The organism is Ornithinibacillus halophilus, assembly GCF_900129485.1.
Classification (GTDB): domain Bacteria; phylum Bacillota; class Bacilli; order Bacillales; family Amphibacillaceae; genus Ornithinibacillus; species Ornithinibacillus halophilus.
In genome coordinates this window covers 41,043-56,049 of sequence record NZ_FQVW01000018.1, presented here as the reverse complement: position 1 = coordinate 56,049, position 15,007 = coordinate 41,043, and the positions used below count along the sequence as shown (strand labels likewise).

The following is a 15,007-nucleotide window of genomic DNA, read 5'->3' as shown; positions in this document are numbered from 1 at the left end:
CAAGGAATGCTACGACAGCAAAACATCGCACGCAGAAAATGCAAATGTAAATGCATTTTCAAGGAGATTAGATTAACTTAACATTCGCCATTAATGGCGAATGTTTTAGTTAATCTTATGCTCGAAAGCGAAAAGGAAACATGCCCCTTCATAGGGGTATGCCGACGTTGGACGCAAAGTCTGGTTTTAGTCGGCCTTCCTTTGTATCGGAGTCGATGTTGACTTTCACCACAAGGGTATAAGTGCGACTAAGCCTCTGGTTCCACCAATCGGCAAGTCTTCTTTATCGTACGGAGGCGAAGGAAGTCTTGTGCCTGTGCCTGCGGTTACTCGGCACAAAAGCAATGAGGTCTCTCCACGTAGTTCTTTTGCGATTACTCGGCACAAAGGACAAAGAAGTATCTCTTTGAAGTTCCTTCGCTAGTCGCAGGTGCTCGGAGCTAGACATCTCTGAAGAACAAAGCCTTGCTGGGGAGCAAGGCTCAGTATTGAAATCATAGGCACAAGAAACTGTGAGTCACTGTAAAGTATACCCTGTGAATAGACAGGTATTGTGAAGCGGTTTTCATATAACTCTACCTTTCAAAGTATAACTATATGACCTTTCGCTTAGGGTTATGCCTGTCTTAGTTCGATACTTTTTCTGCTTTTTCAAATTCACTGTAGACATCGATTACATTCCCGTCTGTGATGAGTAAAACATTTCCATCGAATTGGGAAACGAAAACTTCGCTCCCATGATCGATATAATCCTCATAGGTCGTACGACTATATAATAGATTAATAGGAATAACAGTGATTTCTGGATTGACTGCTTCAATGAACTTTTTAGATGACGATGTATGCTGACCATGGTGTGGGGCAACGAGTACATCAACGTCTAATTTTTCGCCATACTCATTGACTAGCTCACTTTCCACAGCATCATAAATGTCACCAGGGAAGAGGAAGGTCGTATCTTTATACGTGAGTTTGGCGACTAATGATAAATCATTTATGATACCAGCCGAAAAATCGTCAAAGATATCTAGGTATTTATCTATTTTTTCCTGAGAAGGATTTAAAAATTCTAGTGTCATATCTTCTTCTAACTCAAACGTATTTCCCTTTTCCACGTATTCAACATCGATTTCTTTTTCTGCAATAAGGTCTTGGTACTCTATGTATAGGTTAGAATCATAGGGTAAATCAGTTTCAAATAGCTTTCCGATTTTCTTTGTTTCAAACAGTGTCGTGTAGCCTCCGATATGATCAGAATGTGGGTGGGAGGCAACGGCATAGTCGATGGTATCAATATCCAATCGTGATAAATAATCATCAATTAGTGGCCCAACAGAAGGAATCCCTGCATCAATTAGAATTGTTTGCCCTTCAGGTGTCCTAATTAACGTAGAAAGACCCGTTTTTTCTGTTCCTTCTAATGGGTCAAGATAGAAAAAGCGGACTTCTAACTCGCCTCCAGCATCATTCATAGCAAACACTGCTTCAGCGTCTACTTCTCGTATACCTTCTTCTTCAGTATTTGAACAAGCAGTTACGAACAGGAGAATGATGATAAAACTTACAATAGACCAGTGTTTAAAAGACATACGTTACCTCCATATTCAGGGAGTAAATATTGATGGGGTATTTGAGAAGACCCCGTCGACACCAAGGTCGATTAATTCTTTGTATCTTTTTTCTTCATTAACTGTAAAAGGATAGACTTTTAAACCGAGATTATGAAATTCTTCAATAAACTGTTGGTCCGTCCACGTTTGAAGTGGGTGAACACTTGTTAAGTTCAGTCCACAGTTTTTGGCATATTCCCAGGGGTTTACCATTCGATAGTAAATTAAAAGACCGAGTTTAAGGCTTGGCTCTAGTGCCTGTACTTTTTGTAATGCATGATGGTCAAATGATGAAATGATAATATTTTGGAAACGGTTGTGGTCACGTAAGCAGTTTACTAGAATTTCTTCGATTCCTTCATAGATGACAGGAATATTTTTTATTTCTATATTTAATAAGGTGTCTTCCGGACAAATCTCTAACACTTCTTCTAATGTTGTAAGACTGGTACCTTCAAATTCTTTGGAAAAGGAGGAACCAATATCGATGTTTTTAATTTCTGCTAACGTATAATCTCGGACTAATCCGTTGATGCTTGGATTAAACCGTTTGAAATGGTGATCATGTATCACCACTAAATGATTGTCTTTTGAAAGTTGGACATCGAGTTCGATCGCTTTTGCGCCATGTTCAATGGCTTTTTTTATGGCTGGTAATGAATTTTCAGGGGCCTCTGTAAGAGAACCCCTGTGTGCAAAGTTTATAATCAAATCTAGTAACCTCGCTTATTGTTAAATTATCTTACTTTAATTGAAAGTACAGTTAATTTTAGTGGTGGCGTAAATCCGACCGCTACGGAAAATACACTTCGCTTTCCACGGGCGGCTGGTGAGCCTCCTCGAGCTTTGCTCTCCGGGGTCTCACCTATGCCTCTGCTCCCGCCGGAGTCTACGTGTATTTCTTACGCTAGTGTGTATTTTTACACAATAAGAATTATGGACCTACTGCAATATAGATTGTTGATTGGAACGGATGGCAGTCGACTCCTGTGGGAACAGCACGTGTCTGAAGACCCCACAGGAAGTGGTTTTCTTCCGAGGAGGCTGAAGCCGTGCCCACGGAAAGCGACTGCCAGCAGTGGAAATCAACTAAGCACTAACTTTGAGTTTCTTCACCTATAGAGCACTTATAATTTGATATATAAGCCTCTTAAAGAACTACTTATTTCAATGCGTCGTTAATTTTCTGTGCTGCTTCATCTAATGCTTCTTTTGGATCTTTTCCTTCATACATTTCACCTAAAGCAGTCTCAATAATTTTACGTGCTTCTGGTAATACTTCTGTTAGAGCACCTTGAGTAGCAGGGCTAACTGTTGTATTTTTCAATTGTTCTACAGCAGTTGTGTAGATTGGGAATTCTTCATGAACATCTTTTAATACATCTACATCGTAAGCAGCTGGTGTGATTGGGAAGTATCCAGTAGATGCAGCCCACTCTGCTTGAACTTCAGCATCTGTCAAGAACTTAACAAATTCCCAAGCAGCATCTTGGTCTTCTTCAGATACTTGGTTTGTAATCCAAAGTGATGCACCACCAACGATTACACCTTGTGGATCCATACCGTCTGCAGTTGGTAAGAATGCTGTGCCAACTTCAAATGAAGAATTTTCTAATACTTGCTTAGTGTTTGCTGTTGAATCTAAGTACATAGCAACTTGCTCTGCAAAGAATGGTCCACGTGGGTCATCCCAGCTACTACCGTAGTTACGGAATGTACCAGCTTCGTTCATTTCATTTAACCAGTTGAAGATATTTAATCCTTCTTCAGAGTTAATTAATGCTTCTGTAGCGTCACCACTACGTCCATTGTCATTGTCAAGGTAAAGTGCACCTTGGTTCGCCATTAACTGCTCGAAGAACCAACCAATTGTAGCCATTGTAAATCCATACGTATCATCGTCAGAAAGTGCTTCTGCTGCTTCAACCATTTCACCAAATGTGCTTGGAGGATTGTCTGGGTCTAAACCAGCAGCTTCAAACATGTCTTTGTTATAGAACATAACGGCGTTGGATGTGTTAAATGGCATTGAATAGAAGTCGCCATCCAATTGATAGTATGATAGAATATTTTCTTCTAAAATCGATACATCAAAATCATCTTTATCAATGAATTCTTGCATTGGAGTGATAAATCCACTTTCACTCATGTATTTTGTACCAATTTCAAAAACCTGTACGATTGCTGGAGCTTCATCAGATCCACCAACAGCACGTAACTTATTTAGTGAATCGTCATAGCTTCCTTGATAGATAGCTTCAACCGAAACAGAGTCCGATTGCGCATTAAAGTCGTCAACAATTTTTTCTAAAGCTTCTCCGTTAATACCACTCATTGCGTGCCAGAATGTGATTTCTGTTTTGTCGCCATCAGCACTGTTCCCATCGTTGTCTCCATTGTTGGAGTCATTACTACATGCTACTAAAGTAAACATCAATACTAGCAGTAATGTAAAACTTCCTAATAATTTTTTCATTTTTTTCATTTCCCCTTTCAAATTTACTAACCTTTTACTGCTCCTGCTGTTAATCCTTCTCTGATATACTTTAATCCTATAAATAATAGGAGTAGAGTTGGAATTAAGATAGTTACCACACCTGCCATTACTAGATTCCAAGACGAGGAACTTTCATTGGCAATTAGCATTTTTAACCCGATTTGTACGGTTCTAACCGTGTCATCATTCGTAACAAGTAGTGGCCATAGGTATTGATTCCATGTTGTTAAAAATCCGTAGATCCCTAACGCACTTAATGATGATTTGGATAGTGGTAACGCGAAACGTAAATAAAATCGAAATCTTGAACAGCCATCCACTTGTGCGGATTCCCACAATTCTTTTGGTAGTGTGAGGAAGTGCTGTCTTAATAGAAATATTCCAAACGGTAGGGCGAAGAATGGGAGTGTAAGGCCCGCATATGTGTTTACCCAACCAAGATTTAATATCGTTAAGAAGTTTGGAATAATTGTCGCTTCCCACGGAATTAGCATCGTTGCTAAGAATATGAAAAAGATTAAGTTTCTTCCTTTAAAAGGAATGAACACAAATGCATATGCAGATAAACTACAAACGATTAACTGTCCAATCATAACGATAAATGATACCCAAAAGCTGACTGTTAGGTAGTGAAGCAATGGAACTCGCTCGAATACATTTTTATAGGCATCAAAATTAATCGATGATGGCAACAATTTACCAGCATAAATTTCTTGTGGTGTCATGAAACTTGCTGAAACTGCATATAGAATCGGGAAAAAAAGGATGATTGATGACAATATCAGTAATGTGTAAAGGATAATTTTTTTAATCATTGATAATGCACCCTCTTTTCTCCGATTCTAAACTGGATGATGGTAACAATTAGGATAATGATAAATAATAGAATCGCTTGTGCACTCGCAAATCCGAAGTTTCCATAGGAGAAGGCTTCTAGATAAATAGAGTAAACGATAATATTCGTTGATCCTGCAGGTCCTCCACCAGTTAAAATATCAATCTGTCCAAATGTCTGGAAAGCGCCGATAACACCGATAATGATTACGAAGAACAATACTGGTGATAGCATTGGTATTGTAATTTTAAAGAGCTTTTGGAAATAACCTGCTCCATCGATATCTGCACTTTCGTATAGTTCTTTTGAAATATTTTGTAAGCCACCAAGTAAAATAATGAAATTGATACCGATGTGCATCCAAACGGTTGTAATCGCTACAGAGACGAGGGCCCATTTGGAACTTGTTAGCCATTCTACTCCGTCAATTCCCACAAACCCTAAGATACTGTTTAGTACTCCTAACGATGGGTGGAATAGGAATAAGAAAATGGTTGCACCAGCTGCAACAGAAACTCCTAGTGTAGATGAGAAAACGGTTCTAAAAAAGCCAATTCCCTTTAATTTTTCACTAGCAATTACTGCTAAAAATAAAGCAATAAGAATTTCGGCAGGTACGGTATACAGTACAAATAAGAAGGTACCAACCATACTTTTACGAAATTCACTAGATTGGAATAATTCAACATAATGGCCAAAGCCAACCCAACCTTCAATTGTTCCCCCACCACTCACCTCAAAAAAACTGAAGTAAAGTGTTTTAAGCATTGGATAAAATAGAAAAACTCCGAGTAATAGTAAGGCAGGGGATAAGTACAGCATTCCGATACCGAATAATTTCTTGCGACTATGATAACTTGACTTTGTTGTTTTTGCTGTTTGTGCCAAAAGTAATTTACACCCCTTCTTCTTCTTGTTCGCTAAGCTGCCTATGTACGGGAAATCACCCCCTAAAATAAATTAATCCACAAAAAACCCCTCCCTACTATATATGAGGCAACTTTTTGTGGATCTCCGATTATCTCCATACAATGTATTAACTTGTCTTAAATTTAATCATATTGTGAAAGCGTTGTCAACTTAATTTTCTCAAATTTACAAAGAATTAATATTTAGGGATGAGAGCCTACTGTGTAGGGTTTTTGGGGGGAATTGAATGGATGGGTGAGGGAGAGCTAATTTTGAGTTTAAACTGATCAATAAATGGGCTAACGGATACGGAAATCATAATAATCTGACTCAAATACCAGATAACGTCTACTATTTACTGAATTTTCTGGTATAATTATATGACATATATTTTCGGAGGGGATTGAAATGGTGATCGTGGCGTCCTTAACTATTGTAGGTTGGTTGTTGGTAATGTTAATTGTATCTATAATTTCTCTTGTAGTTATCGCTAAAGGATCCATCTCGGATTATAAGTATAGAAGAAGACGACGGAGTATTAGGATTGTAAAGTGAAATGGTGCCTGTCACTTCCCGATTTTTGTCGAACGGGGTGTGGCAGGTGTTTTTTTATTAGAGGTAGAAGGGGCGAGCGATTTCCTAGGGTGGGGAGCGAATATGGGAGGTGAGGATCGAATCCCTGGGGATGTGGAGCGAATATGGGTTGTAGAGGAGCGATTCTTCAAGGCCTGCGAGCGAAAACCAGGGTGAGAGGAGCGAATCACTGGGGTTGTGGAGCGAATATAGGTTGTAGAGGAGCGATTTCCTGGGGGAGTCGAGCGAAAACCGGGGTGCGAGGAGCGAAATCTAGGGGGGGAGTGATCGAATATGGGGAGATGAGGAGCGAATCTTCAAGGTCAGCGAGCGCCCCCTTTCCTATTTAACTCTCAATTCCAAACCCTTTTTAAACATATCGATCGTGAACCTTCCTGAAACACCCGAATTATTCGATTTATTTCGACAAGTGACAGGCACCATCCAAAGGCACCATCCAAAACTGTTGTTGTTTTGCTAGTTTCATAGTATTATATTGTTTAGGAAAGCGTTTGCATACAAACTCAACATAATCATTAATATTTTAGGTCTTTTTTTATACTGTTTTGTGCAAACGTTTTCACAAAACATTTGAGAGGAGAAAAGGGGATGCTAATCAAGCGCTATCAACGAAGTATCTCGATTTTTTTAACTGCATTAATGTTCCTTAGTTTATTCACTGGTGTGCAACCAGTGCTAGCTGACGGCACAACTGACAGCCTTCAGAGTCCTGTAGTAGATAATGAAGGAAATGTTACTTTCAATGCTGTACACGATGGTGATGCATTGTATGTTGTCGGTAGCTTAAACGAATGGGACATTTCAAATGCCATTCCAATGGAAAATGTGGATGGTGTTTTTACTAAGACGATTTCATTAGACCCTGGTACATATGAATATAAGTTTGCTAAGGGTACGTCTTGGGAGGAAGGAGATTTTCCTGACCAATTAAACCCACTTATGAATGGAGGGAATTCTGTCGTTCATGTACCTGGCGTGAAAGTGGATGAAGTTCCTGATTCAGTGGAGGTAGGAAGTGAAACAACCTTAACTGGAACTTTCTTCAGCCCTGAAGGAACAACGAACGATGAAGCTGTTCCAACATGGTCCATCGCAGAGGACATATCAGGGGTAGCTATAAATAGCGATGTACTGGCTGTTTCAAATGAAGCACAAGTTGGTGAAACATTCACCATCCAAGCAGAATTTAATGGCTACGTATCTACGAAAGAAGTATTGATTGTGGATACGATGAATGAATTTACCATTAATTATTATCGCCATGATGGCACTGCAATGGATTGGGATATGTGGATCTGGGGCAACGGTATGAATGGCGCTGGATATGAATTTCAATCAATGAATGGCGAATTTGCAAGTGGAACATATGAATTTGTCCAAAATGAACTAAGTATTATTACAAGACTTGGTGAGTGGGACAGTCAAGAGATGGAAAGAACCATCACAATGCCTGATGGGGAAAATCAAGTAGAAGTGTGGATCGTTCAAGGTGATGAGGAGGTTTACTATAGTGAACCTGCTATCGGGGATGATTTTTACCCACCAACTGTACGATTTGTTTATGAGAGAGAGAACCAGGATTATGAAGGCTGGAACATCTGGACTTGGAATACTGGTGCTCGTGAAGGACAAATCGATTTTGAGGAAGTAGCTGAAGTAGCAACGGCGAATATTGAAGTAGGTCCAACCAATAACAGCATGGGCTTTAAATTACGGAAAGGGACAGATTGGTCTGAGGTAGATGTTGATGAAGACCGTACAATCCAAATTAGCCCAACTGAAGATTTGACAAAAGTATTTGTCAAAGAAGGTGAAGTGGAGTTCCGTACCGTACCATTTGCTTCTGCACCTGTTATTGACCAAGGTAATGTCAGCTTTTTCTATCGTGATGCAGAACTTTACCGAGAAAACGCAATGAATACCATTGATTCTGTACAAGTGAAGTTAGATGGAAACGTATATGATATGACTTTTGAAGAAGAAAATGAACGCTTCATTACCAACGTGGAGGATTTAGCAGAGGGTACGTATGAATATACGTATGTTGTATCGAAGAATGGAGAAACACAGGAAATTGCCGACCCTTACAACGTAAATGATGAAGGCAAATCGTTCATTACGCTTTCTTCTGTGGATATAACTATTGATACAGAAGTTTCCCCTAACTCAATTAACTACAATCAAAATGCTGTACTATCGTTACATGTAGTGGACGGAACTGGGAATGAATTGGATGCGAATTCAATTCGTGAAATGTATGTTGATTTAACAGCGGTTGGTGGCGATAGCAAAACAGCTATTAGTCCTGAATTAAATGAAGTAACGATTGCTGTTAGTGATCAAGTAACAGCTGGTACGAAAACATTGCCTGTAACGGTTGTCGATGTTTATGGTGGTACGCATACAAATGAAGCAGAAATTCATGTTGAACCACGTGTAGTAAATGGGGAAGAAGATTTTGACTGGGATGAGGCGCGAATTTATTTCATGCTGACAGACCGCTTTGCTGATGGAAATGAAGCAAACAATAATAATATTGGCTATGACCCAACAAGTCCTGGCTCATATCAAGGTGGAGATTTTAAAGGAGTCACCCAAAATCTTGATTATTTAGATGACCTTGGAATCAATACAATTTGGATCACACCGATTGTAGAGAATGTGTACCATGACGTGGCTTACAATGATCCAAACGCAAATAACATCCCATATCATAGCTATCATGGGTATTGGGGATTAGATTTTGAAGAACTTAACCCACACCTTGGTACACTTGAGGAATTCCATGAATTAATTGATGCTGCAAGTGAACGTGGTATTAAAATAATGGTTGATGTGGTGTTGAACCATGCAGGTTATGGATTAAAAATGGATGATGGCAATGTGGTAGACCCACAAGCAGGATATCCAACAGATGAAGACCGCTTGCGATTTGAAGACATGCTCCGTCAAGATGGTGGGGATTATGGAGATGAAGTAACTGGAGAACTTTCTGGACTTCCAGATTTCAAAACAGAAGACCCTCTTGTGCGTGAGACAATTGTTGATTGGCAAGTGAATTGGCTTGAAAAAGCGACAACAGATAATGGAAATACCATTGATTATTTCCGTGTTGATACAGTGAAACATGTGGACGAAGCAACATTGATGCATTTTAAAAATGAATTAACGAAAACCATTCCAGAATTTAAGATGATTGGGGAGGCTTTTGGTGCAACTGCAACCAATGAATATGCTGACCGTTACTTAAATACAGGGACGATGGATTCGTTACTCGATTTTGAATTTAAATCAATTGCTAGAGATTTAGTGAACGGAAATATTCGTTCAGTTGATGCTAAAATTCAGGAAAGAAATGATGTAATAGACAATACAGGAACAATGGGTCAGTTCTTAGGTAGCCATGATGAAGACGGGTTCCTACATTATATTGGTGACCAAGATACTAGTAAGCTAATGGCTGCTTCAACATTGCAAATTACATCGAAAGGTCAGCCTGTCATTTATTATGGAGAAGAGCTTGGTCTTTCAGGGATAAATAATTGGCCACAATATGATAATCGTTATGTATTCCCTTGGGATGAAGTAGAGGGGAATGACGTGCATGCCCATTATCAAAAACTACTAAATATCCGTGATGACTACTCGAAAATTTTCTCTAAGGGAAGTTATGAATTAATTGCGGGTAACAATGAAAATGGATATATGATTTATAAACGAACATATAAAGGAAAGTCAGTAATTGTTGGTATTAATACGAATGAAGCAGCAGTTGATGTTAATATTGCTGTCCCATTTGTGGAAAACACAACAGCAGAGGATGTGTATAATGACGCTTCTTATTCTGTTGATGGAAATCGTACGATGACGATTACACTTCCTGGTCGAGTGAATGGAGGAACAGTGATCTTAACATCTGATCAAGATGATGCTGATGGAGAGATTGTTGTACCAGAAATTCCTGAAGATACGTTACGCGTACACTATCAACGTGATGATAACAACTATACAGACTTAGGATTATGGTTATGGGAAGACGTTGAATTCCCTTCAGAAAATTGGCCATCAGGTGGGACTCCATTTGTAGACAGCCAAATAACTGAATATGGTGCATATGTTGACATTCCATTGCAAAGTGATGCGCAAAAGGTAGGATTTTTAGTCTTAAATACAGTTACTGGTGATAAAGATGGCGGCGACAAGTTCGTTGAATTATTTTCACCAGAAATCAATGAAGTTTGGATTACACAAGGGTCCGATGATGTTTCGCTTGTAGCACCTGTGGATCTTCCGGAAAATACGATTCGGATTCATTATGAACGTGATGATCAGAATTATGATGGATGGTCTGCATGGACTTGGGGAGATGTAGCTGCACCAACGGATGGATGGCCTGATGGTGCTCATGATCCAAGTGGAATTGATAAGTTCGGTGCTTACTATGATATAGAGTTAGCAGAGGGTGCTGAGCAAATTGGATTCCTATTTGTAAATAAAAATAGTGGTGAGCAAACAGGAGATTATCAGTTTTCTATGTTAGAATACAAGCAAATTTTTATCACAGATGGGGATGACCAGGTGTACACGAATCCTTATGGTTCCGTTCCAGTTGCACTTCTTTCTGGAGAAATTTTATCTGATGAAAAAATTCAATTACGGTTTTCGAAAACCGATGGATTAACCGAAGAAGAGCTATTATCTGGAGTTACTGTGCTTGACAGTGATGGAAATGAAATGGCTATTAATGGTGCAACAGTGATAGACGATGTGGTAGTTGAATTATATGGTAGCTTTGATTTAGAAAAAGCTCCATTTAATATAACTTACGGGGAACAAACAGTTTCTGCGTCCGCTGGTTGGAGAATGATTGATGAGATGTATGGATATGATGGTGAGTTAGGTGCCGAGTTACATGCAGATGGTACGGCAACATTGAAACTATGGTCACCTAAAGCTGAAAATGTATCCGTTGTTCTTTATGACAAAGATAACCAGTTTGATGTAGTGCATGAGGAAATCCTGATGACTCTAGGAGAACGTGGAGTTTGGGAAGTAACTCTTGACGAAGCAAATACGGGATTGAATAGTTTACATGGCTATTACTACCATTACAAGATTACCCATGATGGAGAAACCAAATTAGCGCTTGATCCATATGCGAAATCAATGGCAACTTGGGCTAACCCTGAGATGGGTGGAGAGTACCCGATTGGTAAAGCTGCTATTGTGGATCCATCTACAATTGGTCCAGAATTAGATTTTGCTAATATAGATGGTTTTGAAAAGAAAGAAGATGCGATTATTTATGAAGTACATGTGCGTGATTTTACATCGGATCCTAGTATTGCAGATGAACTGAATGCACAGTTTGGTACGTTTGCATCCTTCGTTGAGAAATTAGATTATATTGAAGATTTAGGTGTAACCCATATTCAATTACTTCCTGTTATGAGTTACTTCTTTGGTAACGAGTGGGCGAGTGATGAGCGCTTACTTGAATGGGCTTCATCAAATACAAATTACAACTGGGGCTATGACCCTCATAGTTATTTCTCTTTATCTGGTATGTATTCTGAAAATCCAGATGATCCGGAACAACGAATCGCTGAATTTAAACGCTTAATTGATGAAATTCATAGTCGTGGAATGGGCGTTGTACTTGATGTGGTGTACAACCATACAGCGAGAGTGGATATTTTTGAAGATTTAGTACCAAATTACTATCATTTCATGGATGCCGATGGTACACCAAGAGAAAGCTTCGGCGGTGGCCGTTTAGGAACAACACATGAAATGTCACGAAAAGTATTAGTTGATTCTATCACTTATTGGGTGGAGGAGTTTAAAATAGATGGTTTCCGTTTTGATATGATGGGAGACCATGATGCAGAAAGTATTCAGATTGCTTATGATACGGCAAAAGCAATCAATCCGAACATTATTATGATTGGAGAAGGCTGGAGAACATTTGCAGGTGATGAAGGTGAACCGGTCATGCCTGCCGACCAAGATTGGATGCAGCATACTGATAGTGTTGGTGTATTCTCCGATGAATTCAGAAATGAGTTGAAATCTGGGTTCGGTAGTGAAGGACAACCACGCTTCTTAACTGGGGGAGCACGTAATATCCAACAAATTTTTGATAACTTAACAGCAAAACCGCATAATTTTGTTGCAGACGACCCAGGTGATGTCGTGTCGTATATTGCTGCACATGATAATTTAACATTGCATGATGTGATTGCACAATCCATTAAGAAGGATCCTGAATTTCATGAGGAAGAGATTCACAAACGTATCCGTCTTGGCAATGCGATGGTTTTAACTGCTCAAGGTACAGCATTTATCCATGCTGGTCAAGAGTTTGGTCGCACGAAACAATATCGTGAGGAAACAACGGAAGCACCATATAAGTCAACGTACTTAACAGATGAATCTGGTAATCCATTTGTGTATCCGTACTTTATTCATGATTCCTATGATTCTTCGGATATGATTAATAAAATTGATTGGCAAATGGCAACCAATGAAGAGCTATATCCAATTCAAACTCAAACAAGAGAATTTACTACTGGTTTGATTAAGCTACGTCGTTCTACAGATGCCTTTACGCTAGGTACAATGGATGAAGTGAATAATAATGTAACTTTATTGGATGTACCAGAAATAGGTGAGCATGACTTAACTATTGCGTACCGTGCTGTTTCATCTGATGGAAATGAAGAGTACTATGTATTCCTAAATGCAGATGATAAGGAGCGCACGCTTACACTAAATAATGTCGACCTTCAAGATGATGTGGTTGTGGTTGATAGTGATGAGTCAGGCGTCAATGAGGTTGTTGACCCAACAGGATTTGAATTAACTTCAGATCAAATAACATTGGATGCATTGACTACAGTTGTTGTGAAGGTATCTCATGAAGTGGAAGAACCGGGTGATGGTGATGAGCCAGACGAAGGTGAAGAAGAACCTGGAGATAGTGAAGAACCAGGAAACGAAGAGGACCCTGAAGAAGGGGAAAAACCGGGAACTGGTAACAACGACGGTAACAACAAAGGAAATAACGGAAACGATGGAAACAATGGTAATAACGGCAAGGACAACAATAGCAATAATGGTAATAGTAATGATGGTGTAGAAAAAGATGAGGAAGGTAAAAAGCTTCCAAAAACAGCAACAAATTACTACAACTGGCTATTAGTAGGATTTGGACTACTACTAGTTGGAACCATAGCAATCGTGATGCAAAGAAGAAGAAAAACAGAATAGAACTGAGGGGTGCCTGTCACTTCCCGTTTTTTGTCGAACGGGGTTAGTGGCAGGTGTTTTTTTGTTTGAGATGGAAGGAGTGAAATCTAAGGGGTGGCGAGCGAATTCCTAGGGTTGGGGAGCGAAAAATGGTGTGTGAGGAGCGAAATCTAAGGGTTGGTGATCGAATATGGGAGGGAGAGGAGCGAAATCTAAGGGGGGCGATCGAATATGGGAGGATGAGGAGCGAATTCCTTAAATAATTGGTGCCTGTCACTTCCCGTTTTTTGTCGAACGAGGAGTGACAGGCATTTTTTAATAGAAGTATTACTTGCAAAAGTTTTGACAAATTTCGACAAGTGACAGGCTCCTCAATGGATTAATACAATTTATTCGCGATCGTATGTGCGATTTGTTCTTTTGTTTGTTTGGCTTTTTCGTAGTTGGCCATTGTTATTCCCGTACATAATAGATCGATCACAAATAACTGTGATATTTTGGAGACGAGTGAACCACTGTCCAATGGATTTTCCTTGGCAGAGGTTAGTAAAACAGAATCGGCATATTGCGTAAGGGGAGATTTCATATAGTTTGTTATGGCAATAACCTTTGCCCCATTGTCTTTTCCTATTTTGACGGCATTAATAATATCTTTCGTACTCCCCGTCAAACTGATTGCGATAATCACCGTATCCTTATTGACGGAATTGGAGCGAATCACCTGGTTATGGGAATCTGTGATAACCTCAAAATTAACCCCAATACGCATTAATCGGTTCTGCATATCCAGTCCAGCTATTCCTGATGAGGAAACACCATATATAACTGCAGTTTTTGCCTCATTAATCATTTCAACCGCCTTCTGTAATTGCTCATCGTCTACTAAATGATGTGTATCTTCAATCGCTTGAATCATATTATTTCTTACCTTATCAATATACGTTCCGTGATTATTATTTTTATCTCGATTTGAAAGTTCTCTTGCTAAGGATAATTTGAATTCTTGATACCCTTTACAGCCTAACTTTCGGCAAAAACGTAACACAGTGGCTTCCCCAACTTGGCACGCAATTGCTAATTCTGTTAGTGACTGATACACGATCTGTTCAAAGTTCTCGGTGATATAGGTATACAGCTTTTGTTCCGATTTAGTATAGGTATTTTTGTTTTGTTCCATTAGTAAACTTAAATTCACATTATTGTCATCTAATTGATAGGCCATAGTTATACTCCCTCATTTCCCTCTAATAAACTACTTTTCTTTTAAAAAACTACCCAATTGGAGATTAACTCCATTTTAAAATTAATATT

At 39.2% G+C, this 15,007-nt stretch carries 7 protein-coding genes; 1 reads left to right on the top strand and 6 read right to left on the bottom strand.

Annotated features, from left to right (window positions below; genetic code table 11):
• Positions 1-626: 626 nt before the first annotated feature.
• The 5 genes from BUB12_RS09130 to BUB12_RS09110 all read right to left on the bottom strand — a co-directional run bounded on the left by BUB12_RS09130 (position 627) and on the right by BUB12_RS09110 (position 5,830).
• Positions 627-1,589: a ComEC/Rec2 family competence protein gene (locus BUB12_RS09130; RefSeq protein ID WP_072890241.1), complete on the bottom strand. Its 963-nt coding sequence runs from the start codon at positions 1,587-1,589 to the stop codon at positions 627-629.
• 15 nt (positions 1,590-1,604) lie between these two features.
• A complete protein-coding gene (locus tag BUB12_RS09125; RefSeq protein WP_072890239.1) occupies positions 1,605-2,321 on the bottom strand; it encodes a glycerophosphodiester phosphodiesterase in 717 nt (238 codons plus the stop codon).
• A gap of 451 nt (positions 2,322-2,772) precedes the next feature.
• The gene (locus BUB12_RS09120; RefSeq protein WP_072890237.1) at positions 2,773-4,086 is read right to left on the bottom strand and encodes an ABC transporter substrate-binding protein; all 1,314 of its coding nucleotides are present in this window, start codon (positions 4,084-4,086) and stop codon (positions 2,773-2,775) included.
• A gap of 26 nt (positions 4,087-4,112) precedes the next feature.
• Complete coding sequence (locus tag BUB12_RS09115) at positions 4,113-4,922, bottom strand: carbohydrate ABC transporter permease (RefSeq protein WP_072890235.1); 810 nt, start codon at positions 4,920-4,922, stop codon at positions 4,113-4,115.
• Positions 4,919-5,830 carry a carbohydrate ABC transporter permease gene (locus BUB12_RS09110; protein WP_072890233.1) on the bottom strand — a complete coding sequence of 304 codons (912 nt, stop codon included), beginning with the start codon at positions 5,828-5,830 and terminating at the stop codon, positions 4,919-4,921. The genes BUB12_RS09115 and BUB12_RS09110 overlap by 4 nt, the downstream gene beginning before the upstream one ends.
• 1,203 nt (positions 5,831-7,033) lie before the next feature.
• Here BUB12_RS09110 and BUB12_RS09100 point away from each other — a divergent pair.
• Entirely contained in the window at positions 7,034-13,717 is a 6,684-nt protein-coding gene (locus BUB12_RS09100; protein WP_072890229.1) for a pullulanase, read from the top strand.
• Between the two features lie 358 nt (positions 13,718-14,075).
• On the opposite strand, the gene BUB12_RS09095 is transcribed toward BUB12_RS09100, so the two are convergent.
• On the bottom strand, positions 14,076-14,918 hold the full coding sequence (locus tag BUB12_RS09095; protein ID WP_072890227.1) for a MurR/RpiR family transcriptional regulator: 843 nt from the start codon (positions 14,916-14,918) through the stop codon (positions 14,076-14,078).
• Positions 14,919-15,007 lie beyond the last annotated feature (89 nt).

Excerpts from the sequence above, each read along its gene's own strand:
- BUB12_RS09130 (WP_072890241.1), bottom strand. The coding sequence starts at position 1,589 with ATGTCTTTTAAACACTGGTCTATTGTAAGTTTTATCATCATTCTCCTG.
- BUB12_RS09120 (WP_072890237.1), bottom strand. The coding sequence starts at position 4,086 with ATGAAAAAATTATTAGGAAGTTTTACATTACTGCTAGTATTGATGTTT.
- BUB12_RS09115 (WP_072890235.1), bottom strand. The coding sequence starts at position 4,922 with ATGATTAAAAAAATTATCCTTTACACATTACTGATATTGTCATCAATC.
- BUB12_RS09100 (WP_072890229.1), top strand. The coding sequence starts at position 7,034 with ATGCTAATCAAGCGCTATCAACGAAGTATCTCGATTTTTTTAACTGCA.
- BUB12_RS09095 (WP_072890227.1), bottom strand. The coding sequence starts at position 14,918 with ATGGCCTATCAATTAGATGACAATAATGTGAATTTAAGTTTACTAATG.